This is a genomic window from Streptomyces sp. LS-MS-L19, assembly GCF_058382285.1.
The window spans coordinates 3,950,899-3,973,058 of record NZ_JBYCLL010000001.1 but is presented as its reverse complement, the minus strand read 5'-3'; the positions used below and the strand labels follow the sequence as shown (position 1 = coordinate 3,973,058).

The 22,160-nt window shown below is 70.9% G+C and carries 17 protein-coding genes; 7 read left to right on the top strand and 10 right to left on the bottom strand.

Annotation, left to right across the window (positions count from 1 at the left end; translation table 11 throughout):
- Positions 1–30: 30 nt before the first annotated feature.
- The 3 genes from AC2XR2_RS17445 to AC2XR2_RS17435 all read left to right on the top strand — a co-directional run bounded on the left by AC2XR2_RS17445 (position 31) and on the right by AC2XR2_RS17435 (position 2,635).
- Positions 31–1,188 carry an acyl-CoA dehydrogenase gene (locus tag AC2XR2_RS17445; RefSeq protein ID WP_123761171.1) on the top strand — a complete coding sequence of 386 codons (1,158 nt, stop codon included), beginning with the start codon at positions 31–33 and terminating at the stop codon, positions 1,186–1,188.
- A gap of 180 nt (positions 1,189–1,368) precedes the next feature.
- Positions 1,369–1,731: a four-helix bundle copper-binding protein gene (locus AC2XR2_RS17440; protein WP_330266504.1), complete on the top strand. Its 363-nt coding sequence runs from the start codon at positions 1,369–1,371 to the stop codon at positions 1,729–1,731.
- 82 nt (positions 1,732–1,813) lie between these two features.
- Positions 1,814–2,635, top strand: a complete 822-nt coding sequence (locus tag AC2XR2_RS17435) for a class I SAM-dependent methyltransferase (protein WP_491515529.1) — start codon at positions 1,814–1,816, stop codon at positions 2,633–2,635.
- 57 nt (positions 2,636–2,692) lie between these two features.
- Here the strand turns inward: AC2XR2_RS17435 and AC2XR2_RS17430 are convergent, their stop codons facing one another.
- Positions 2,693–3,967 carry an LCP family protein gene (locus tag AC2XR2_RS17430; RefSeq protein ID WP_381306660.1) on the bottom strand — a complete coding sequence of 425 codons (1,275 nt, stop codon included), beginning with the start codon at positions 3,965–3,967 and terminating at the stop codon, positions 2,693–2,695.
- Positions 3,968–4,086: 119 nt separating this feature from the next.
- Here AC2XR2_RS17430 and AC2XR2_RS17425 point away from each other — a divergent pair, with 119 nt between their 5' ends.
- The gene (locus tag AC2XR2_RS17425) at positions 4,087–4,647 is read left to right on the top strand and encodes an acyl-CoA thioesterase (protein ID WP_381306658.1); all 561 of its coding nucleotides are present in this window, start codon (positions 4,087–4,089) and stop codon (positions 4,645–4,647) included.
- Between the two features lie 88 nt (positions 4,648–4,735).
- On the opposite strand, the gene AC2XR2_RS17420 is transcribed toward AC2XR2_RS17425, so the two are convergent.
- A complete protein-coding gene (locus AC2XR2_RS17420) occupies positions 4,736–6,196 on the bottom strand; it encodes an LCP family protein (protein ID WP_491515528.1) in 1,461 nt (486 codons plus the stop codon).
- Between the two features lie 131 nt (positions 6,197–6,327).
- Here AC2XR2_RS17420 and AC2XR2_RS17415 point away from each other — a divergent pair, with 131 nt between their 5' ends.
- Positions 6,328–7,356: a glycosyltransferase family 2 protein gene (locus AC2XR2_RS17415; protein ID WP_449349545.1), complete on the top strand. Its 1,029-nt coding sequence runs from the start codon at positions 6,328–6,330 to the stop codon at positions 7,354–7,356.
- A gap of 6 nt (positions 7,357–7,362) precedes the next feature.
- Here the strand turns inward: AC2XR2_RS17415 and AC2XR2_RS17410 are convergent, their stop codons facing one another.
- The 6 genes from AC2XR2_RS17410 to AC2XR2_RS17385 all read right to left on the bottom strand — a co-directional run bounded on the left by AC2XR2_RS17410 (position 7,363) and on the right by AC2XR2_RS17385 (position 16,797).
- Positions 7,363–8,904, bottom strand: a complete 1,542-nt coding sequence (locus tag AC2XR2_RS17410; RefSeq protein ID WP_491518461.1) for an LCP family protein — start codon at positions 8,902–8,904, stop codon at positions 7,363–7,365.
- A gap of 152 nt (positions 8,905–9,056) precedes the next feature.
- Complete coding sequence (locus AC2XR2_RS17405; RefSeq protein WP_491515527.1) at positions 9,057–10,781, bottom strand: LCP family protein; 1,725 nt, start codon at positions 10,779–10,781, stop codon at positions 9,057–9,059.
- A gap of 274 nt (positions 10,782–11,055) precedes the next feature.
- Complete coding sequence (locus tag AC2XR2_RS17400; RefSeq protein ID WP_491515526.1) at positions 11,056–12,657, bottom strand: LCP family protein; 1,602 nt, start codon at positions 12,655–12,657, stop codon at positions 11,056–11,058.
- A 120-nt stretch (positions 12,658–12,777) separates the two neighbouring features.
- Positions 12,778–14,523, bottom strand: coding sequence for an LCP family protein (locus AC2XR2_RS17395; RefSeq protein ID WP_381306643.1), 1,746 nt, complete (start codon positions 14,521–14,523; stop codon positions 12,778–12,780).
- A gap of 153 nt (positions 14,524–14,676) precedes the next feature.
- Entirely contained in the window at positions 14,677–15,861 is a 1,185-nt protein-coding gene (locus AC2XR2_RS17390; RefSeq protein ID WP_391196336.1) for an LCP family protein, read from the bottom strand.
- A gap of 201 nt (positions 15,862–16,062) precedes the next feature.
- Positions 16,063–16,797 (bottom strand): TIGR03089 family protein, encoded by a 735-nt coding sequence (locus tag AC2XR2_RS17385; RefSeq protein WP_491515525.1) that lies wholly within the window; start codon positions 16,795–16,797, stop codon positions 16,063–16,065.
- Between the two features lie 129 nt (positions 16,798–16,926).
- Here AC2XR2_RS17385 and AC2XR2_RS17380 point away from each other — a divergent pair, with 129 nt between their 5' ends.
- A complete protein-coding gene (locus tag AC2XR2_RS17380; RefSeq protein ID WP_491515524.1) occupies positions 16,927–18,393 on the top strand; it encodes a peptidoglycan recognition protein family protein in 1,467 nt (488 codons plus the stop codon).
- Between the two features lie 167 nt (positions 18,394–18,560).
- The gene (gene manB, locus AC2XR2_RS17375) at positions 18,561–19,643 is read left to right on the top strand and encodes a mannose-1-phosphate guanylyltransferase (RefSeq protein WP_449349548.1); all 1,083 of its coding nucleotides are present in this window, start codon (positions 18,561–18,563) and stop codon (positions 19,641–19,643) included.
- Positions 19,644–19,788: 145 nt separating this feature from the next.
- On the opposite strand, the gene AC2XR2_RS17370 is transcribed toward manB, so the two are convergent.
- On the bottom strand, positions 19,789–20,796 hold the full coding sequence (locus tag AC2XR2_RS17370) for a DNA-3-methyladenine glycosylase family protein (protein WP_491515523.1): 1,008 nt from the start codon (positions 20,794–20,796) through the stop codon (positions 19,789–19,791).
- Between the two features lie 58 nt (positions 20,797–20,854).
- Positions 20,855–22,156 (bottom strand): coenzyme F420-0:L-glutamate ligase, encoded by a 1,302-nt coding sequence (locus AC2XR2_RS17365; protein WP_381306677.1) that lies wholly within the window; start codon positions 22,154–22,156, stop codon positions 20,855–20,857.
- Between the last annotated feature and the right edge of the window lie 4 nt (positions 22,157–22,160).

The following is a 22,160-nucleotide window of genomic DNA, read 5'->3' as shown; positions in this document are numbered from 1 at the left end:
CATCGCAGCGTCCTTGGAGCGTGAGAGACCTTGGCCGGATCGGCTGACTTCGACCTGTACCGCCCGTCCGAGGAGCACGACATGCTCCGGGACGCCATCCGCTCGCTGGCGGAGGCGAAGATCGCGCCCCACGCCGCCGCAGTCGACGAGGAGGCCCGCTTCCCGCGCGAGGCCCTGGAAGCGCTGGTCGCGAACGACCTGCACGCCGTGCACGTCCCCGAGGAGTACGGCGGCGCCGGCGCCGACGCGCTGGCCACGGTCATCGTGATCGAGGAGGTCGCCCGTGTCTGCGTGAGCTCCTCCCTGATCCCCGCCGTGAACAAGCTGGGCTCGCTCCCGGTGATCCTCTCCGGCTCCGAGGACCTGAAGAAGAAGTACATGACCCCGCTCGCCAAGGGCGACGCGATGTTCTCCTACGCCCTCTCCGAGCCCGACGCCGGCTCCGACGCGGCCGGCATGAAGACCAAGGCCGTGCGCGACGGCGACCACTGGATCCTCAACGGCGTCAAGCGCTGGATCACCAACGCGGGCGAGTCCGAGTACTACACCGTGATGGCCGTCACCGACCCCACCAAGCGCTCCAAGGGCATCTCGGCGTTCGTCGTCGAGAAGTCCGACGAGGGCGTCTCCTTCGGCGCCCCCGAGAAGAAGCTCGGCATCAAGGGCTCGCCCACGCGCGAGGTGTACCTGGACAACGTCCGCATCCCGGCCGACCGCATGATCGGCGAGGAGGGCACCGGCTTCGCGACCGCGATGAAGACCCTGGACCACACCCGCATCACCATCGCCGCCCAGGCCCTCGGCGTCGCCCAGGGCGCCCTGGACTACGCCAAGGGATACGTCCAGGAGCGCAAGCAGTTCGGCAAGGCCATCGCCGACTTCCAGGGCATCCAGTTCATGCTCGCCGACATGGCCATGAAGATCGAGGCCGCCCGCGCCCTGACCTACCAGGCCGCGGCCGCCTCGGAACGCGGCGACAAGAACCTCACCTTCCAGGGCGCCGCGGCCAAGTGCTTCGCCTCCGACGTGGCCATGGAGGTCACCACGGACGCGGTCCAGCTGCTGGGCGGATACGGGTACACGCGGGACTACCCGGTGGAGCGGATGATGCGCGACGCGAAGATCACGCAGATCTACGAAGGAACCAACCAGGTCCAGCGGATCGTCATGGCGCGCAACCTGCCGTAGCCGACGGCCCGTTGCGGCGACGGCTGAGCCCCCGGAGGTGTTCCGGGGGCTTTTGTCGTGTCGCGGGTGGGGCGTTTCGGGGTGGATTGGTGTGTCCGTCCGATGGCGCCCCGCCCGGCAGGGGCGTAGGACGGAAGGGAACGGGGCCCGCCCCGGGCTCCCGCGCCACCAGGAGGAGCCATGACCCAGGCCGAGAGCATGTCCGCGATGAGCAAGGAGATGCAGGACTGCGTGGCTGCCTGCATGGAGTGCCACAGCGTCTGCGAGGAGACCATGAGCTCCTGCATGCAGATGGGCGGTCAGGCGCAGATGCAGATCATGCGCGCGCTCATGGACTGCGCCGACATGACCCGCATGTGCGCGGACATGATGATGCGCCGCTCGCCCATGTCGGCGGAGATGTGCGCGATGTGCGCCAAGGCGTGCGAGACGTGTGCCGAGGCGTGTATGGCCATGCCCGATGATCCCCAGATGATGCGGTGCGCGCAGGCGTGTCGCCGCTGTATGGAGACCTGTCGGGCGATGGCGGGCATGGCGATGTGACACCCGCGGGCCGGCACCCGTCGGCCGCTGTCGAGGGCACCCCGCCGGGTGCCCTCGATCATGCCCGGGGCAGGCTGGCGTCATGACGAGTACGAGTGCGACCGAGGCCTTCGACGCGGCCGAGCGGACGATGTGGTCGGGGCGGAGCGAGGCGTACGCGGGCAGCTTCGCCCGGCTGTGCGCGCATCCGGTGCGGGCGCTGCTGGACGCGGCCGGGATCGCGGCGGGCACACGGGTCCTGGATGTCGGCACCGGCACCGGTACGGCGGCCCTGGCCGCGCTGGCACGCGGGGCGCGGGTGAGCGCGGTGGACGCCGACGCCGGGATGGTCGCTGCGGCCCGGACGGCCGGGGTCGACGCACGGATCGGCGTACTGCCCGAACTCCCTTACGCGGACGCCGAGTTCGACGCCGTGGTCGGCAACTTCGTCCTCAACCACGTCGGCCGCCCCCGTACCGCCCTGGCGGAGCTGCGCAGGGTGCTGCGTCCGGGCGGCACGGTGGCCCTGACGGTGTGGGCCGGTGGCCGCCAGAGCGGGATGGAGCTGCTCGGGAGGGCCTGCGAGGCCGCGGGAGCGGTCCCGCCGGACCACCTGCCCCGCCTCGACCCCGACGAGGACTTCGGCCGTACGACGGAGGGGTTCGCGGCGCTGCTCGCGGAGGCCGGCCTCGCGGACGCCCGGTGCGCGGAGGTGGTCTGGGAGCACCGCCCCACCGCCGAGGAGTGGTGGAGCGGGGCCGCCGCGGGCATCGGCACCGTCGGGCTGATCGTCACCTCGCAGAGCCCCGGGACCGTCGTAAGGATCAGGCGGGAGTACGACCGTCTCGCGGCCGAATTCGCCGACGGGCAGGGGCGGTTGGTGCTGCCGTACACCGCGCTGCTCGGCTCGGGGCGGCGGGTGTAGGGCGGACATGAGGAGGGGCCGGCCCGCGGGACCGGCCCCTCCTCATGTCGGTCGCTCTCAGTTGCCGGTGACGGTGACCTTCTCGTCGTTGTTCAGCTCCTGCACCAGCTGCTTCACCTTCGCCTTGTTCCAGACGAGGTTGCCTCCGGAGGACCCGGAGATCGGCATGTTCAGCGAGGTGCCGTCGCCGCCGTTGACGCCCTTCATCGCGAAGAACATGGAGCCCAGGTCGTACAGGCCCATGTCCTTGTCGACGATGAGCGAGTCCAGGCCCGCGCCGAGCGTCGGGTAGAGCTTGAACGGGTTCAGGACCGTGGCCGGGGTGGCCACCTGGTGGGCGAGGGCAGCGAGGAACTTCTGCTGGTTCTTGGTGCGCTGGAGGTCGGACGCGGCGAACGCGTGCCGGGTGCGGACGAAGGCGAGCGCCTGGTCGCCGTTCAGCGTCTGCTTGCCCGCCTTGAAGTCGGCGCCGGAGTACTTGTCCTTGAAGCCCTTGTCGATGTCGATCTCGACGCCGCCGACCGCGTCCACGATGCTCGCGAAGCCGGCGAAGCCGATCTCGACGTAGTGGTCGATGCGCAGACCGGTGTTGAACTCGACCGTGCGCACCAGCAGTTCGGGCCCGTCCTCGGCGTACGCCGCGTTCAGCTTCACGTGCCGGCCGGTGCCCTTGTAGGTCTTGCCGGACTCGGAGCCGACGAAGGTCGGGATCTCCACGTCCGAGTCGCGCGGCAGCGAGATCAGGGTGTCGCCGTTGCTGCCGGTGTGCAGGATCATCATCGAGTCGGTGCGCTTGCCCTCGGCGGATCCGGTGTGCAGCTGCTTCTTCTGCTCGGAGGAGAGCCCGGCGCGGCTGTCGGAGCCGACGATGAGGTAGTTGGTGCCGTCGCCCTGTTCCGGCCGGTCGATGACCTTGGACAGGTCGACCTCGCGGTTGAGCTTGGAATCGGCCCAGAAGTAGGTGCCGACGGTCGTCACGATCAGCCCGGTGATCACCACGATCGCGGTCCACTTGATCCGCCTGCGCCAGTTCGGCGCGGGCCGCGCACCCCGGCCGCCGACCGGGTCGCCGGGACCGCCGTGGCCGGCGCCGCCGGGGCTGCCGTACACCTGGCCGGTGTTGTAGCCGCTGTCGTAGCCGTCGTAGTCACCGCCGTGGCCCTGGCCGTTGACGTACCCCTGCTGCGGGGGCACGCCGGCGTTGTACGGCGGCGCCTGGTCGCGGCGGACCTGCCGCATCACGCGGGCGCTCTCGGGCTGTGCGCTCGCGCTGCCGCGTCCGTACCGGTCGCCGCGGTTGTCGCCGGACCATCCCTCGGGCCAATCGTTCATGGGCCCCAGTGTGCCGGTACCCGCTGGGCCCTATACAAGGGCCGTCGGAAAATCAGGTCAGCGCTGTTGCCAAGCTGACACAAATTCCCGGATTGTCATCACGGCATAGGGTGGGGGCCATGACAGACCAGGCCACCGCCGCCGCCGAACCGGCTGCCCCGGAGATTCCGGGCAAGCCCACGTCGGCGTCCCGCACCACGCTGAGCCACATCATGACCCAGGCCGACACCAACCTCCTCGGTACGGTGCACGGCGGCGTGATCATGAAACTGGTGGACGACGCGGCGGGCGCGGTGGCCGGCCGGCACAGCGGCGGGCCCGCGGTCACCGCCTCCATGGACGAGATGGCGTTCCTGGAGCCGGTCCGGGTCGGTGACCTCGTCCATGTGAAGGCCCAGGTCAACTGGACCGGCCGGACCTCGATGGAGGTCGGTGTACGGGTCCTCGCCGAACGCTGGAACGAGTCGACCCCGGCCACCCAGGTCGGCTCGGCCTACCTGGTCTTCGCGGCCGTGGACGCCGACGGCAGGCCCCGCCGGGTCCCCCCGGTCCTCCCGGAGACGGAACGCGACGAGCGCCGCTACCAGGAGGCCCAGATCCGCCGCACCCACCGCCTCGCCCGCCGCCGAGCCATCAAGGAACTCCGCGAGAAGCGAGCGGCGGAGGGCTTCGACGACTGACCGGCCGCCGGCCCCGGAACACTGGTCGACCCGATGTGCTCCGTCTCACAAAGACCGCGAGGTGAGCTCAGTCACCCCGCGCTCCGCGCTACACGCACCCCACCTCGTCCCCCGTCACCACCCCGAACTCCCCCTGGAGTTCGTCCTCGGCGCGTACCTTCCGTACCCGTTCGAAGTCCGCGCCCGCGAGGACCTTCAGGGTCGCGCCCTGGCCCTTCACCGCGCGCAGCTCGCTGCCGGGCAGGGCCGCCGCCAGGGAGCGGGCCGAGCGGTCCCAGCGGGGGTCGTAGGTGATGACCGTGCGCTGGAGGGTGCGGTCGGCCGAGTTCACCGGGGTGCCCGTCGTGCGGAAGCCCGTCGAGGCCAGGGCCGCGTCCACCCGCTTGCCGAGGCCACCCGTCGCCGTGCCGTTCTCGACCTGGACCCGGATCTGCTGCGGGGACACGGGGACGAGGAGCGCCTTGCTGCGGGACCTGTGCGCGGCGAGCGGCTGGTCCTCGCGCAGGGCCCTGAAGAGCTGCGAGGACTTCGCCGGGTCCCACTTCAGGGTCGAGCCGACGCCCTTGACGACGTATCCCATCTGCCCGATCGGCACGGTGGTGAACTCGGAGGAGGAGGGGGAGAAGTTCCGCATCGCCCGGCCCAGGTCGAGGAGTTCGTCGGTGCCGAACCCCTTGTCGGCGCGCACCGAGCCGAGGACGGCCCGGGTCACGTCACGGAACTTCATCGGGTTCAGCAGGATCCCGGAGGAGGTGGCCCGGTCGATCAGCGAGGCGAGGAAGCGTTGCTGCCGCTTCATCCGGCCGAGGTCGGAGGAGCCGTCGGCGTGCCGGGAGCGGACGTACTGGAGTGCCTCTCCGCCCATCAGCCGGTGCCGGCCGGCCGCCAGGTCGAGACCGGTGTACGCGTCCTTCAGCGGGTCGGCGTTGCAGATCTCGACGCCGCCGAGCACGTCCACCGTCTTCATGAAGCTGGTGAAGTCGACCTCCAGATAGTGGTCGATCTTCACGTGGGTCATGGCCTCCACGGTCCGGACCGTCAGCTGCGGCCCGCCCTCCGCGTACGCCGCGTTGATCTTCATGGGATGCCCGTGATGGCGTTCCCCGGTGGTCGCGTCGACATGCGCGGGCGTCACCGCGTAGGAGTCGCGCGGCAGGCTCACCACGCTCGCCCGCTCCCGGTCCTCCGAGATGTGCACGATCATGATCGTGTCGGTGCAGTGGCAGGGCGCGCCGCCCAGCCGGTACTTCTGCCGCTCCGCCTCGGTGATCTTGTCGCGGCCGTCGGTGCCGACCAGCAGCACGTTCATGCCGTGTCCGGCGCGCGGCCGGTTCTTCATGTCCTTGAAGGGGTCCACGCGCGCGATGTCCGCGTCGAGGCTGGTCATCACGGCGTGCCCGATCCCGGCGGAGGCGAGCACGACGACGGACAGCGTGGTCGCCGCCCGCAGGGCCCAGCGCGGCCGCCTGCGTCGTGCGGGGGGCCGGGCGGGGCGGCGCTGCGGGGGGCGAGGGCGGGGGGCGGAGGGGCGGGGCGGCGTGGTGGGCATGCGGGAACACCTCCGCGAGGGCAGCCGAACGAGGGATCGTGAGCACCGTAGGCCGATACGATCTGCGACCACCGGCACCGCCCCGGGCGGGGCGCGTCCGTGTCCCCCGTTCGCGGTAACGTGAGCCCCCTATGAACGCCAAGCCCGACGTGCGGCTCCCCGCCGTTTCTGTGATCATGCCCGTCCTCGACGAGGAGCGGCATCTGCGCGGAGCCGTCCAAGCGATCCTCGCGCAGGAGTACGCCGGCGAGCTGGAGGTCGTGATCGCCCTCGGTCCGTCCAAGGACCGCACGGACGAGATCGCCGCCGAGCTCGTACGCGAAGACCCCCGCGTCCATACCGTCCCGAACCCGACCGGCCGCACCCCCGCCGCCCTCAACGCCGCGATCAAGGCCTCCCGGCACCCGATCGTCGTCCGCGTCGACGGGCACGGCATGCTCTCGCCGAACTACATCGCGACCGCCGTACGGCTCCTGGAGGAGACCGGCGCGCAGAACGTCGGCGGCATCATGCACGCCGAGGGCGAGAACGACTGGGAGCGCGCGGTCGCCGCCGCGATGACCTCGAAGATCGGCGTCGGCAACGCGGCCTTCCACACGGGCGGCGAGGCACAGGCCGCCGAGACCGTGTACCTCGGGGTGTTCCGGCGCGAGGCCCTTGAGCAACAGGGCGGCTACAACGAGGAGTTCATCCGCGCCCAGGACTGGGAGCTCAACTTCCGGATCCGCGAGGCCGGCGGGCTGATCTGGTTCTCGCCCGAGCTGAGGGTGTCGTACCGCCCGCGGCCGAGCGTGAAGGCCCTCGCCAAGCAGTACAAGGACTACGGCCGTTGGCGGCACGTCGTCGCCCGCTACCACGAGGGCTCCATCAACCTGCGCTACCTCGCCCCGCCCACCGCGGTGTGCGCGATCGCGGCCGGGATCGTGGTCGGCGCCGCGCTGACCCCGCTCGGCTTCGTGATCCCCGGCGGCTACCTCGCGGCGATCGTCCTCGGCTCGCTGCCCGCGGGCAAGGGGCTGCCGCTGAAGGCCCGGCTCCAGATCCCCGTGGCCCTCGCCACCATGCACATGTGCTGGGGGTACGGCTTCCTGACGAGCCCGCGCTCGCTCGCGAAGCGGGTCATCGCCTCGCGACGGCCCGCCGTGCTCAACGAGGTCTGAGTCGCCTCACCAGGTGAACCCCGGGTTCACGTGCATGCAGGCCGAGTCGTCCGCCCCGTTGAGGGCCTCAGCCGTCTTCGGGGTGGTGTCGTCCTGCTTGGGTGCCTTGTACGTCGTACCCTCGCGCCAGTCGGTGCCCACGACGAGCGTGACCCCGGAGACGTCGGTGGACTTCTTCACCGAACTCACCGGGATTCCCAGGGACTTGGCGACCGCCTGGGCGTCGCCCTCCAGCTCGGCGCTCGGGTAGCGCACCAGCGTCTTCGCCTCGCTCAGTGACGACGACCGGTCGGAGACCGCCTTGGTGTAGCCCTTGTCGGTGAGCAGTCCGGCCACCGTGCTCGCGCGTCCGCTCGCCGCGGCCAGGGTCTCGGTGCGGGTGCCGTTCTGGACCAGGATCCCGATCTCGTCCTTCGCCGCGGCCGGGTCGTCGGAGGACTCCCGCGCCTTCTGGGCGGTCGCCTTCTTCGCGTCCTTGCCGTCCAGCGCGATGTCCTCGCGCACCAGCCGGAAGAGCTGCTCGGCGTCCTCGGTGGGCTCCACGCGCGCGCCGACGTACCGGTTCGGCATGGTCGTCATGGTGATGCGGGACGGCTCCACCTTCCGCAGCTCGTTGCTGAGGTCGTAGAGCGCCTTGACGCTGCCCAGGTCCGGGTCGACCGTGATCGACTCGGTGGCCTTCTCGGCGAGCTTGCGCAGCTTGTTGGGGCTGCTCAGGGTCGCGTTCTCACGCAGCTCGCGGACCATCGAGTTCATGTACATGTGCTGGGCCTTGGCGCGGGCGAGGTCGCTGCCGTCCTCGAAGCCGTAGCGGGTGCGCAGCCACTGGAGCGCCTGCACGCCCTTGATGGGGTGCGTGCCCTCCGCCAGCTTCAGTCCGGAGCCGTGGCCCTGGCTGTCCCGGGAGAGGATGTTGGCGTCCACGCAGACCGGGACCCCGCCGATGGCGTCCGCCATGGACACCACGCCCGCGAAGTCCACCATCATGAAGTGGTCGATGTGGATGCCGGTGAGCTCCTGCCAGGTGGCCACCGTGCAGCCGGGGCCGCCGTGGCCGAGGCTCTGGTTGGTCATCGCCCGGCCGTCGCTCGCCGCGTACACCTTGCCGTCGTCCGGGTCGGTGCACTTGGGGATCTTCACGAGGGTGTCGCGGGGCATGCTGACGACCGACATGTTGCTGCGGTCGGCGGACAGGTGCAGCAGCATCTGCACATCGGCGAGCGGGGTGGCGCCGAAGGTCTCCCGGGCGCCGCCGAGCTTCTGGTTCTCCTCGTTGTCCCGCGCGTCGGAGCCGATGACCAGGATGTTCAGCGGGGTCTGTCCGGCGGCGTTCGGCGTCGGTTCGGCGACCTTGTTGTCCCCGAGGTTCAGGTCGTCCTGCTCGATGTTGGCGTTCAGGTGCCGGTAGTAGACGTAACCGGTCCCGGCCACCGCGAGTATCAGCACCGCGAGCGTCGTCGCGGACCATCGGAGCACCCGGTGCTTGCGCGGCGCCCGCCTGCTGCCCCCTCCGCCCTCGACCTCGGTGGCCGGTACCGCTTCCTGCACGCTGTATTGCGTTGTCAACGTTCCTGTCCTCCCCACCCACCCCACCGGACCCGCACAGCACACCGCGGGCCCGCCGCACGTCTTAGACATACGACGGGCCCGTGAGGTTGCCCTACGAACCTGTTGCGAACCTGTGCGGGACCTCGCCGGCCTCAGCTCGCGCACTGCACCTTGTCGGCGGTGGACTTGCCCTCGACCGCCGGGGCGGCCGTGGCGGAGCTCAGCTTCACTCCCGCGCCCTTGAAGTCCTTGCCCAGCGTGAGCGTCATGGCCGGCAGGCCCTGGGCGTTGGTGACGCTCTTGCCGGGCTTCAGCGCCGAGCCGGACAGACCCATGATGTCCGCGAGGCGGCGGGCCTGGTCGGCCTGGTCGGGGTCGTACTCCAGGGTCGTCCTCGCGAGGGCCGCCTCGGCGTTGCCCGCGTTGTCGGACTTGGTCACGCCCGCCTCGGTCTGGAGGTAGGCGAGCTGCTGCTGCGCGCTGCCCGCCGGCGCACCGCCGTTGAGGATGCTGACCCGTACGTCGGAGGCGGCCGACTTCGTGCCCTTGAGCCGGGCGGCGACCTCCGCCTTCTCCTTCTTCTCCTGGGCCTTGACCTCGGTGAACGACACGTCGTTCTTGATCGCGTCGAAGATCGCGGGGGCCTTCGACCGGTTGACGACCACCGTCGCCTTGACCGTCTCGGCCGGGTTGTCGACCACCGGGATCGTCATGAAACTGATGTTCTTCGTCGGCACCTTCTTCAGCTCCAGGGCGATGTCCTTGAGCGTGCCGACCTTGCCGATCGCCTTGTCCACGGTGAGCGCCTCGGTCGCGGCCTCCGCCAGCTTCAGCAGCTTGGTCGGGCTGGTGAGGGTGTCACCGGAGGTCATCTTCCGCATCAGCGAACCGAGGAACTGCTGCTGCACCTTGATCCGGTCCAGGTCGCCCTGGTTGCCGAAGGCGTGCCGGGTGCGCACGAAGGCGAGGGCCTGCTCGCCCTCCACCGTCGACTCGCCCGCGGGCAGCACCAGCTTCGACTGCTTGTCGTCGACGGCCTTCTCCACGCAGACCTTGACCCCGTCCACGGCCGTCGTGAGGGTCTTCACCGCGTTGAAGTCGGCCATCACGAAGTGCTCGGGCTTGATCCCGGTGGCCGCCTCGACCGTACGCATCGTGCAGCCCGCGTCCCGGCCGCTCTCACCGAGGCTCCGGTTGAAGCGGACGCCGTCCTGGCCCGGGACGACCGCCTCGGAGCCGTCCTCCTGCTTGGTCCTGCAGTCCGGGATGTCGACGATCAGGTCACGCGGGATGCTGAGCGCGGTCGCGTTCGAACGGTCCTTGGCGACGTGCAGCAGGATGTTGGTGTCGGCGTGGCCGACGCTGCCCTTGTCGCCGTAGCCCTCGTTGCCCTCACCGGTGCGCTTGTCGGTGCCGATGATGAGGATGTCGAAGGCCTCGTCCTTGCTGAAGCTGCTCGCGGCCGCGTCGCCGACGTCCGTGGTGCCGACGTTGCCCTCGAGGTGCTTCAGATAGAAGTACCCCGTCGTGGCACCGGCGACCAGGACGAACGCCATCGTGCCGCCGGTCCACAGCAGGGCCTTCTTCGCGTTCGACTTCTTCTTGACCGGCCGGCGTCCGCGCCGACCCGGCAGCGGCTCCGCGGGGGCGTCCCGCCGTCTGCGCGGCGGCGGGACGTCGCGGCCGGGGGCCACGGGTGCGGTCGTACGGCCGCCGGGGGCGCCGTTCCTGGCGGGGGCGGCCCTACGGGGTCCGGGTACGGACGACCGCGGAGCGGAAGGAGCCAGTCGCAGTTCGTATTCGCCGGTGTTCGGATTGAGTACCCACTGGTCTGCGGGATCGACGTCGTTCGCCCGCCCATGGCCTTGCGTGTCCACGTTGGTCCGAATCCTCCGTCAGGGCCACACGCCACCTTCCCCCGGAAGGCGCACGGTTCGGTCGACACAGTGCTCGATCCCAGGACAGGTCTCATGGCCGGGGATCACTGGATCGCTCACACTATCCGCCCGGTCGGGCGTCGAGCGAAGCCGTGACGGATCCCACGGGCCTACAACCGGTCAATCCACCCCATTTCCCTGGAAGGGAGTCCACCGTCCTGGTGTGCGAGTTGTTCCTGCCCAGGAGTACGTACGGACGGCCCCCGCCGTTCGACTACCACTGGTAGACCCCGTACACGGGCATGCACTGTGTGGTGTCCGAGCCGTTGATGGCGTCCGAGTTGGCCGGCAGTTGCCCGGCCTTGGGCTCGGTCTGCTTCGGATAGGCGTTCCCGGTACGCCAGTCGGAGCCCACGACGACGGTGACCCCGGACACCTCGGTCGACTTCTTCACCGAACTCAGCGGAATACCGAGGGACTTGGCGACGCGCTGGGCGTCGCCCTGCAGATCGGCGCTCGGGTAGCGCACGACGGTCCGCTCCTCGGAGAGTCCCGCCGTCGCGTCCTTCGACGCCTGCGTGAAACCTTTCTCCACGAGTTCCTGGGCGAGCACGCCCGCGCGTCCGCTCACCGGGCCGAGCGTGGCGGTCGCCGTCGCGTTCTGCACGAGGACACCGATCCGGTCGTCCGGTGCCGAAGGGGCCTCGGTGGCCTGGGCCTTGGCGGTCTTCTTCGCGTCGGACGCCTTGCCCTTGTCGTCGAGCGGCACGTCGTCGCGGAGCATCTCCCAGAGCTTGTCGGCGTTCCTGGTGTCCGGTACGACATGGTTGGCGTTCAGCGGGTCCACGACGTTGGGCATCGTCACGGAGGTGATGCGGTCCGTCGGCACCGACCTGAGCTGCGTGCCCAGGTCGTAGAGCTTCTTCACGGTGCCGATCTCCTCGGACACCTTGAGGGACTTCGTCGCCGCCTCGGCCAGGTCCATCAGGCGCGGGGTGTCGGTGAAGACGTTCTGCTTCGTCAGCGTCCGCATCATCGAGTTCAGGTACATGTGCTGGGCCTTGGCCCGCATCAGGTCGCTGCCCCAGGCGTGCCGGGTGCGCAGCCACTGCAGGGCCTGCTCGCCCTCGACCTTGTGCGTGCCGGCCTTCATCTTCAGGCCGGAACCGCCGGGCACCGCGGCCGTCGGGCGGTCCCACACGTTCTGCCGGACGCACACGTCGACGCCGCCGATGGCGTCCGCCATCCGCACCACACCGGCGAAGTCGATCGTCATCCAGTGGTCGACGTAGACCCCGGTGAGGTTCTGCCAGGTGGCCAGCGTGCAGCCGGCGCCGCCGCGGGCCAGCGAGATGTTGATGATGTCGTTGGTCGCCGGGTACGTCTTCCCGGTGTCCGGGTCCGTGCACTCGGGGATGTCGACCCGGGTGTCCCGCGGGATGCTCACCATCGCGGCGCTCTTGCGGTCCGCGGACAGGTGGATGAGCATCTGCACGTCGCCCCGCGGCGGCTCGCCCCGGGTGTCCCTGCTGCCGCCGAGCTTGACGTTCTCGTCGGAGTTACGGCTGTCCGAGCCGATCAGCAGGATGTTCAGCGGGGTCTGACCGGCCGCGTTGGCCTCGGTCTTGCGCGCCTTGGAGTCGCCGCTGCTGCGCTCGCCCTTGCGGATGTTGCCGTTGAGATGCTGGTAGTAGAGGTATCCGGCGCCGGCCGTGCCGAGTATCAGCACCGCGAGCGTGGTCGCCGACCAGCGCAGCACCCGGTGCTTGCGCTTGCCGCGCCGCCGCCCGCGCCGTCCCGGTCTCTCCGGGCCCGCTCCCTTGGCCGGCCGGACCTCGGGCCGGGTCCCCTCCCCCTGAACACTGCTGTGCGCCATCCCCTGTCTCCCCACCCTCACACACACCGAACGAACGAAAAGACCTGCCGTACGACTGGTTAGACGCACGACAGGTCCCTCAGGTCACAGCAGAGCCGGTGAACAACCCCCGGCCGGCCCTCACTTGGCGCACTCGACCTTGTCGGCCGTGGACTGCTGCACCCCCTCGGGGGCCTTCGTCGCCGTCGTGAAGGACACCCCCGCGCCCTTGAAGTCCTTGCCCAGGGTCAGGGTCATGGTCGGCAGGCCCTGGGAGTTGGTGACGCTCTTGCCGGGCTTCAGCTGGGCCCCGGACAGGCCCAGGATGTCCGCGAGCCGGCGCGCCTGGTCGGCCTGGTCGGGGGCGTACTCCAGGGTCGTCTTCGCCAGCGACGTGCCCGCGTTGCCCGCGTTCTCCGACTTCAGTACGCCCTCCTCGTTCTGGAGGTACTCCAGCTCGGCCTGCGCGCTGCCCGCCGCCGCACCGCCGTTGAGGATCCGCACCCGCACCTCGGACGCGGCCGACTTGGTGCCCTTGAGCCGGGCCGCGTCCTCCGCCGCCTCGGCGCTCTTGGACGCGCTCGCCTTCTTCTTGACCTCCGTGAACGACACGTCGTTCTTGATCATGTCGAACACCGTGGGCGCGGTCGCGTCGTTGAGGACGACCGTCGCCTTCACCTTCTCCGTCGGGTTGTCGACGACCGGCACGGTGGTGAAGGTCAGGTTCTTCACGTTCAGCTTGCCGAGCTCCAGACCGAGGTCCTTCAGCTTGGAGATGCTGTCGAGCTGCGAGTCGACGGTCAGCGCCTTGGTGCCCGCCTCGGCCAGCTTCAGCATCTTCGTGGGGCTGGTGAGCGTGTCGTTCGACTTCAGCTTGCGCATCAGCGCGCTCAGGAACTGCTGCTGGAGCCCGATCCGGCTCAGGTCGCCGCCGAAGCCGACCGAGTGCCGGGTGCGCACGAAGGCGAGGGCGTCCTCACCGGAGATGGTGTGCTTGCCCTTGGACAGCTTGAGCTTGGAGTCCTTGTCGTCGATGTCCTTGGCCAGGCAGATCTCGACCCCGCCGACCGCCGTGGTCAGCGTCTTGACCGCGTTGAAGTCGGCCACCATGAAGTTGTCGGCCTGGATCCCGGTGAGCTCGGTCACCGTCCGCACGGTGCAGCTGGGCGTACGGCCGTCCTGCCCGAGGCTGGTGTTGAAGCGGACGTTCTCGCTGCCCGGGATGACCTTGCTGGAGCCGTCGTCCTGCGTGGTCGGACAGTCCGGCACGTTCACGATCAGGTCGCGCGGGATGCTCAGCGCGGTCGCGTTCGTCCGGTCCTTGGAGACGTGCAGCAGGATCGTGGTGTCCGCGTGCCCGACGCTGTTCTTGTCGCCGTAGCTCTCGTTGCCCGCGCCGGTGCGCTTGTCGGTGCCGATCAGCAGGATGTTGATGGCCTTGTCCGACTGGAAGCCGCCGGTGCTCGCGCCGTCGTCGGAGACGGACGTGATGTTGCCGTTCAGGTGCCGGATGTAGAGGTAGCCGCCACCCGCCGCCGCGATCAGCACGAAGGCCATGGTGCCGCCGGTCCACAGCACCGCCTTCTTGGCCGTCGACTTCTTCTTGACCGGCCGACGCCCCCGCCGTCCCGGCAGCGGCTCCTCGGGCGGCGCGCCCCGCCGCCTGCGCGGCGGCGGCACGTCACGGCCCGGCGCCACGGGGGCGGTCGTACGCCCGGCGGGCGTGCCCGACCTGCTCGGGGCGGGCGTGGATCTACGGGGACCGGGAACACCCGACTGCGGTGCGGAAGGGGTCAGTCGCAGTTCGTATTCACCGGTGTGCGGGTTGAGTACCCACTGGTCGGCGGGGTCGATGTCGCCCGCCCGCCCACGGCCTTGTGCGTCCACGGTTGCTGAATCCTCCGTCGGCCGGATGCACCGGAGCGCTCACCCTAGCCGTCCGATTCGCCGACAGGTTACGGCGGTGACGAATTCCACGCCCCTACAACCGGGCAATCCGCCCATTTGCCCGGACACCGCTTCGCCGCCTTGGGAAATGCTTTACCCGCAACCGTCCTGGGCCGCCGTGTTGCCGCGGAAGGCGGGTACCCCGCGGTCGTTCTCAGAATCTTCATAGGGTTCTTCGTCAGGAGAATGTTCTGAAACCTTCGGGGCTTTCTCCGTCACCTTCACCGGCGCATCCTTGCGCAACCGTTCGAAAAGGCGCCGGGCCTCGGGTTCGGCGAGTTGATCGCGATTGGCGTCGTGGACGTACGACTCCCTCGGCACGGTCAGGAATTGCACCCGCCCGGTGGGGATGTCCCGGAGCCCGCGCACGAGTTCGTACAGCCCGCGCAGGCTCGCCAGGTCCGGGTCGGTGGTGAGGGAGGAAGTCGCCGCGTCCAGCACGGGATAGAGCTTCACCGGATTCAGCAGTACGTCATTGCTCTGCACCTTGTGGACCAGTGCCCCGAGAAAGCGTTGCTGCCGGTCCATCCGCTCGGTGTCGCTGCCGTCGCCGAGGGACTTGCGGGCCCGCACATAGCCGAGCGCCTCCTCGCCGTTCAGCGTCACCCGTCCCGCCGGAAGCCGCAGCTCGGCGGCCTTGTCGTCGATCGGTTCGGCGAGGCAGACCGTCACCCCGTCGACGGCGTCGACCATGTCCTTGAAGCCGTGGAAGTCGACGACCATGTGATGATCCACGCGAATGTCCGTGAGTTTCTCGACGGTTCGGATCGTGCAGGCCGAACCGCCCCTCTGGAAGGCGTGGTTGAACATCGTGAACACGGGCTCGCTGCGGGTCCCGTCGGGTCCCCGGCAGGCCGGCACGTCCACCATCAGGTCCCGCGGCAGCGACACGGCGGTCGCGGTGTGCCGCCCGGCGGCCAGGTGCAACAGGATCGTGGTGTCCGACCGCTCGGTCCCCGAGTCCCGCCCGTAGCGCGCGTTGCCGTCCCCCGCCCGCGAGTCCGACCCGATCAGCAGGATGTTCAGCGCGCCCTTCACCAGCGAGGTCGGCCGCTCCTTCTCGTACCGGGCGAGCTCGGCGGCGGCCGCGTCATCGGGCGTGATGTTCCCGTCGAGCTTGGCGTAGAGGGCCCATCCGGCCCCGGCGGCACCGAGGACGACCGCGCCGGCACCGACCCCGGCCCCGCGCAGCCAGCGCCGCCGACGCCGCCGAACGAGCCCTTCACCGAGGGCCGAAGCACCGAGACCGGGCCCGAGGGCACGAGCACTGTCGGTCACGAGTCGGCCCACCCCTCATGGCGTAGGGATCTGTCCCTACGACCATGGCGTGAACGGGGTGCGGGGGTGGCCCGGAACTCATCCATCCGGGTGACTACACCCACCCAGGGGCGCGGGGCTGTATCGATCTGCGGCTCCGCCGCGTGGGCGCGACCAGCCACACGCAACCCGCACCCGCCAACCGGACGCGACCACCCCCTCTCAGCGGCGCACAACAGTCACCCGCTCATCCTCGATCCGCTTGGCGAGGGCCTCCTCACCCAACCGCTCCAGATGCCGGCACAACACCACGGACCCCCCGTTGGCGAGCGGCCCGTACAACCCCGCGCACACCCCGTCCCACGTGTCGTACGACAACCCAGACAACACGCGATCCCCCGCCCCCTCGGCCCGAGCCCGCTCAACAACCTCCGCCCCACTGAACTCCCGCCCGGCCACCACCAGCGCCGCCTCATCAGGATCCACCGGAGCGAACGGCACGAACCGGTCCCCCTGGCCCGGCACCTCCACGGCGTAGTCGACGAACCCCTCCGGCGGCTGCGGGAACCGCCCGCCCAGCGGCCGCAGCGCGAGCGCCACCCGCTCCCCGGAGCAGGCCCGTGCCGCCTCCAGGGAATCCGGTCCGCTCACCACGACGTCGGCCGAGGCGGGGTCCCCGCCCACGTCCGCGACCACCCCCACCGACGCACACGCCAGCAACCACACCGCGGTCTGCCAGTGCGCGGGCAGCAGCAGCACCACCCGGTCACCGGGCGCGGCGGCGAGGTCCCCCTGAAGGAGGTTCGAGGTCTTGGCCACCCAATTGGCGAAGGTGGCCACGGACAATTCGACGCGTTCACCCGTGGCGTCGTCGTAGAAGGTCACCAGGGGGCGTCCGGGATCCGCGGCGAGCGCGGAACGCAGCAGGTCGGCAGGGGTGCGATCAGTGGCGTTCACCCGCAGAAGCGTACGCGGGCGCACGGCCTGAAGCCCTCGCGCGGGGCCACCGGTTCGGCGCAACGGCACCCGACGGTCCGTCAGTTCCCGGATGGACAGATTTATATGACTATGTCCAGGATCGGGAGCATGCGCGGACTTCTTGCTTCCTCGATCGGCGTCACCTGTGCGGTCGCCCTCGCCCTGCCCCTCACCTCGCCCGCCGCCGCGGCGAGACCGGCGCCGGCCGCGGAACCGAGGGGTGCCGCCGAAGCGCTCGGCAGCACCCAGTCGCTGCCCCTCGCGCCCCTCGCCTCCCGCGACCGCACCCTCGCCCCCGCGGCCGCCGAACAGGGCCTGCCCCGCCGGGACGTTCGGCACTTCTCCCTCGTCGGCGTCATCTGGGACGACCCGGACACCGTGTTGCACGGCAGCGTCCAGGTCCGCACCCGCGCCGTCGGCGCCGACACCTGGTCCGGCTGGCAGGACCTGGAGACCCACAACGACGACGCCGCCGACCCCGGCACCGCCGAACGCACCTCCGGCCGCGTCCACGGCGCCACCGCACCCCTGTGGGTGGGCGACTCGGACGGCGTGGAGGTGCGCGTCCGCGCCGAGGCCGACCGCAGGACCGAGGACACGGCCCGCGGCTCCCGTACGGCGACGGCGAGCGCCCCCCTCCCGACGGGCCTGCGACTCGAACTCGTGGACCCGGGGGAGAGCGCACCGGCGCCCGGGACCCGGGGAGCCGCCTCCGGCGCGCAGCCGGCCGCCGTCCGCCGCTCCGCCCCCGCCGGTGCCCGCCCGGCGGCCGCCGCCGCCCTCCGCTCCGCCCCCACCGCCGACCCGGTCGCCGACCTCGCCACGCCGGAGGCGGACACCGACGCCGCCAACGCCGGCCTCGCCGCCCCCGGTGCCGCCGAGATCCCCGCGCTGGACCGGGCCCGGACCGAGCAGGAGCTGTTCGCCCTGCGCGCCGGGGAGTTGACGAAGCAGCAGCGGGCGAAGCCGTACATCGGACCGCGCCCGCGCATTGTGACCCGGCGCGGCTGGGGCGCCGACGAGACGCTGCGCGAGCGGACGTTCGTCTACACGAAGAAGGTCAAGGCGGCCTTCGTGCACCACACGGCGTCCGGCAACGGGTACCGCTGTGCGCAGGCACCCTCGCTCATTCGCGGTATCTACCGCTACCACGTCAAGAGCATGGGCTGGCGCGACATCGGCTACAACTTCCTCGTCGACAAGTGCGGAAACATCTACGAGGGCCGGGCCGGTGGCGTGGCGAAGCCGGTCCTCGGCGCCCACACCCTCGGTTTCAACACCAACAGCGTGGGGATCGCCGTCCTCGGCAGCTACGGCTCGACCAAGCCACCCGCCGCCGTGGTGCAGGCCGTCGCACGGCTGACCGCGTGGAAGCTCGGTCTCCACGGCGCGAACCCGAAGGGCAGGACCACTCTGAAGTCGGGCGGTGGCAACCTCTACCCGAAGGGCAAGAAGGTACGACTGAACGTGATCTCCGGTCACCGGGACGGCTTCGCCACGGAGTGCCCCGGCCGGAAGCTCTACGGCAAGCTCGGCTCCACCCGCACGACAGCGGCGCGTCTCCAGGGCCGTTGACGATCGCCGGGACCCGCCGAGAGCCGAGGGCCGCACCACCGTTTCACCGCTGTCGGGGGCCGGCGCGTAACACCGCACAGCCGCCGAAGGCACCGCACATCGGTCTGCATACACTTGCCGGTCGAATGACAGTTCGGGCCGGTCCCGGCAGGAAGCGGAGACAACAGGTGACAGAAGCGATCCTCCTGGTCGGCGGCAAGGGCACGAGGCTGCGGCCCCTCACGGTCCACACGCCGAAGCCCATGGTCCGGGCGGCCGGGGTCCCCTTCCTCACGCACCAGCTGGCCAGAGCGAGAGCGGCGGGCGTCGACCACATAGTCCTCGCGACGAGCTACCTCGCGGAGGTCTTCGAACCGCACTTCGGCGACGGCTCGTCCCTGGGCCTGCACCTCGAGTACGTCACCGAGGACGAGCCCCTCGGCACGGGCGGCGCGATCCGCAACGTGGCCGCACGGCTGCACTCCGCCCCCGACGACCCGGTCCTGGTCTTCAACGGCGACATCCTGACGGGCCTGGACATCAGGGCCCTGGTCCGCACCCACGAGACCACGGGCGCCGACGTCTCCCTCCACCTCACCAAGGTCACGGACCCGAGGGCCTACGGCCTGGTCCCCACCGACGCGACCGGCCGGGTCCTGGCCTTCCTGGAGAAGCCCCAGACCCCCGAGGAGATCGTCACCGACCAGATCAACGCGGGGGCGTACGTCTTCCGCCGCTCCCTCATCGACACGATCCCGCAGGGCCGCCCGGTCTCCGTCGAACGCGAGACCTTCCCCGAACTCCTGTCGGCCGGAGCCCATCTCCAGGGCATGGTCGACTCGACGTACTGGCTGGACCTCGGCACCCCCGCCGCCTTCGTGCGCGGCTCGGCGGACCTGGTCCTCGGCCGTGCCCCGTCGCCCGCGGTCCCCGGCCGCTGCGGCGACCGCCTGGTCCTCCCCACGGCCAGGGTCGCCCCCGACGCGAAGCTGACGGGCGGCACGGTGGTGGGCGAGGGCGCGTACGTCGCGGAGGGCGCCCGGGTCTCCGGCTCGACGATCCTCCCGGGCGCGGTCATCGAACCGGGCGCGATCATCACCGACTCCCTGATCGGCACGAGGGCCCGCGTGGGCGAACGCTCCGTCCTCACCGGCACGGTCATCGGCGACGGCGCGATAGTCGGCGCGGACAACGAACTCCTGGCCGGCATGAGGATCTGGTGCGACGCCAGAATCCCGGCGGGGGCGGTCCGCTTCTCGTCGGACCAGTAGCGGCGATTTTCAGCCCCTCCGGCGTTTGAGGAGCGGGGGTCCAGGGGGCGGAGCCCCCTGGGAACGGGGTCGAAGGGGCAGCGCCCCTGGAGGATGGGACGGGTAGGGGCGGCGGGGGCGAAAAATCCCCCCGGCACCCCACCGGTCACAGCCGCCCGATATCCCCCCGAGTCATCCGCGGCGCCCGCCGCCCCGGCGTACGCCCACTCAACAAGATCAACCGAGCGGCCCGATGCCGCTGCCCCGCATAAGGCTCCAGCAACGACAGCATCACGGAGTCATCCGCATCCCGATCCCCCGCGAGCGCGAACCCCACGATCCCCGGCAGATGCAGATCCCCCACGGTCACCGCGTCCGCCGCCCCATGACTCCGCTGCACCACCTCCGCCGAAGTCCACGGCCCCACCCCCGGCACCACCTCCAGCCGAGCCTGCGCGGCAGCCGGCGCCATCGACACCGCCTCCTCCAGCCGCGCAGCGACCCGCACACACCGCAGGATCGTCGACGCCCGCTTGTTGTCGACCCCGGCCCGATGCCACTCCCACGACGGGATCAGCGCCCAGGTCCGAGGCGCCGGCATCACCCACAGCCGCCCACCCGCCGCGGGCCCCGGCGCCGGCTCCCCGAACTTCCGCACCAGCAACCGCCACGCCCGATACGCCTCGTCGGTCGTGACCTTCTGCTCCAGCACGGACGGGATCAACGACTCCAGCACCAGCCCGGTCCGCGTCAGCCGCAGCCCGGGGCGCCGATGCCAGGAGTGCGCCACGACCCGGTGCCGGGGCACGAAGGCGGCAGGGTCGTCCGCGGCCCCGAGCATGTCGGGCAACTGCGCGAGCAGCCACTCGGCCCCCGGCCCCCACGCCTCCCCGCGCACCACACCGCCGTACACACTGACCCGCAGCGTCCCCGGCCCCACCGGCGTGAGACTGGCCCGCCACACCGACCCGTCCGGCATCGCCCGGAAGGTGGGGTCCCCGGGCCCCCGCCGGAGCGCCCCGAGCACCAGCCCGAGATCGACGGGCCACTCCGGCTTCCAGTTCCGCACCAGCCCGGCCTCGACCCGAGCCGCCTCCCGCCGCGCGGCGGGCACGACGACCTCCCCGCCGCGCACGGTCGTACGCGTGGGCCTGGGAGCGAAGCGTCCTGCCACGGATGAAGTCCTGAGGTACGAGAGGAACGGGGAGCAGCCCTACGACACTAGACGCATCTCACCGCACCTCGATGAAGCTCCCCGCATCCCGCTCCGGCCGGGGGCGCGGTTCCTCCGCCGGATGCCCCACCGCCACGGCCCCCATCGGATCCCAGTCCTCCGGCAGCCCCAGCACCTCCCGCACGACCTCCCGGCAGAACATCGTGGACGACACCCACGCCGACCCCAGCCGCTCCCCGGCCAGCCCGACGAGGAAGTTCTGCACGCCGGCCCCCGCGGCGACGACGAACATCTCCCGCTCGGCCCCGTCCCGCCGCCCGTCGCCGTACGTGTGCGACCCGTCCATCACCAGGCACGGCACGACGAGATACGGCGCGTTGCGCAGCACGTCCCCGCGTCGCACCCGCTTCGCGATGGACTCCTCCGACTTCCCGTCCCGCCGCAGATCGGCGATCCAGGCGTCCCGCATGGCGTCGAGGAGACGGGTCCGCGACTCGGCGGACTCCAGCAGCACGAACCGCCACGGCGTGGTGTGGTGCGGCGCGGGCGCGGTGACCGCGAGCGCCACCGCCCGCCGCACGGCCCCGGGATCGACAGGCTCGTCGGTGAAGGCCCGTACGGTACGACGCTGAGTCACCGCCTCCCGTACCGCCTCGGAGGTCCCGAGCCGGAACATGTCGTCGCGCGCGTGGCGCACCATGGCCCGCGCCCCCTCCCCGTGCTCCCCGGCCACCACGTGCGCCAGCCCGCGCACCACGGCGACGGGCAGCCCGGCGGCCTTGCCCTTGACGAGATCACCGGCGGCGGCCAGTTCGTCGGCCGTGGCCACGACGGTCGCGCTCAGCGGATTGCCGTACGCGTCCGTCCCGCCCCGCAGATCGTCGAGCACCCGCACTCCGGCCGCCCCGATCGCGACATCGGTGAGCCCGGCGCGCCAGGGCCGCCCGAAGGTGTCGGTGACGACGACCCCGACGTCCACCCCGAGGGCGTCGCGCAGCCCGTCCCGGATGGCCCGCGCGGACGCGTCCGGGTCCTCGGGCAGCAACAGCACGGTCCCGGCGGGGGTGTTGGAGGCGTCCACGCCGGCGGCCGCCATGACCAGCCCCTGCCGGTTCTCCACGATCCTCAGCGCCCCGCGCCGCGCCACGACCCGCACGGTCTCGGCGTCGATCGCGGCCTCCCGGTCGGCGGCCTCGACGACCCGCCCCTCCGCCTTGGACACGATCTTCGAGGTGACGAGAAGAACGTCCCCGTCCGCCAGCCCCGGCTCGGCGGCCGCGATCATCTTGGCCAGGTCGTCCCCCCGCTGCACCTCGGGAAGACCGGCAACGGCCCAGACGCGGTAGCCGTCGGCAGACATCTCG

Coding starts and splice junctions, on each gene's coding strand:
- AC2XR2_RS17440 (WP_330266504.1), top strand. CDS start 1,369: ATGACCCAGGCCGAGAGCATGTCCGCGATGAGCAAGGAGATGCAGGAC.
- AC2XR2_RS17365 (WP_381306677.1), bottom strand. CDS start 22,156: ATGTCTGCCGACGGCTACCGCGTCTGGGCCGTTGCCGGTCTTCCCGAG.
- AC2XR2_RS17400 (WP_491515526.1), bottom strand. CDS start 12,657: ATGGCGCACAGCAGTGTTCAGGGGGAGGGGACCCGGCCCGAGGTCCGG.
- AC2XR2_RS17435 (WP_491515529.1), top strand. CDS start 1,814: ATGACGAGTACGAGTGCGACCGAGGCCTTCGACGCGGCCGAGCGGACG.
- AC2XR2_RS17425 (WP_381306658.1), top strand. CDS start 4,087: ATGACAGACCAGGCCACCGCCGCCGCCGAACCGGCTGCCCCGGAGATT.
- AC2XR2_RS17430 (WP_381306660.1), bottom strand. CDS start 3,967: ATGAACGATTGGCCCGAGGGATGGTCCGGCGACAACCGCGGCGACCGG.
- AC2XR2_RS17420 (WP_491515528.1), bottom strand. CDS start 6,196: ATGCCCACCACGCCGCCCCGCCCCTCCGCCCCCCGCCCTCGCCCCCCG.
- AC2XR2_RS17380 (WP_491515524.1), top strand. CDS start 16,927: ATGCGCGGACTTCTTGCTTCCTCGATCGGCGTCACCTGTGCGGTCGCC.
- AC2XR2_RS17415 (WP_449349545.1), top strand. CDS start 6,328: ATGAACGCCAAGCCCGACGTGCGGCTCCCCGCCGTTTCTGTGATCATG.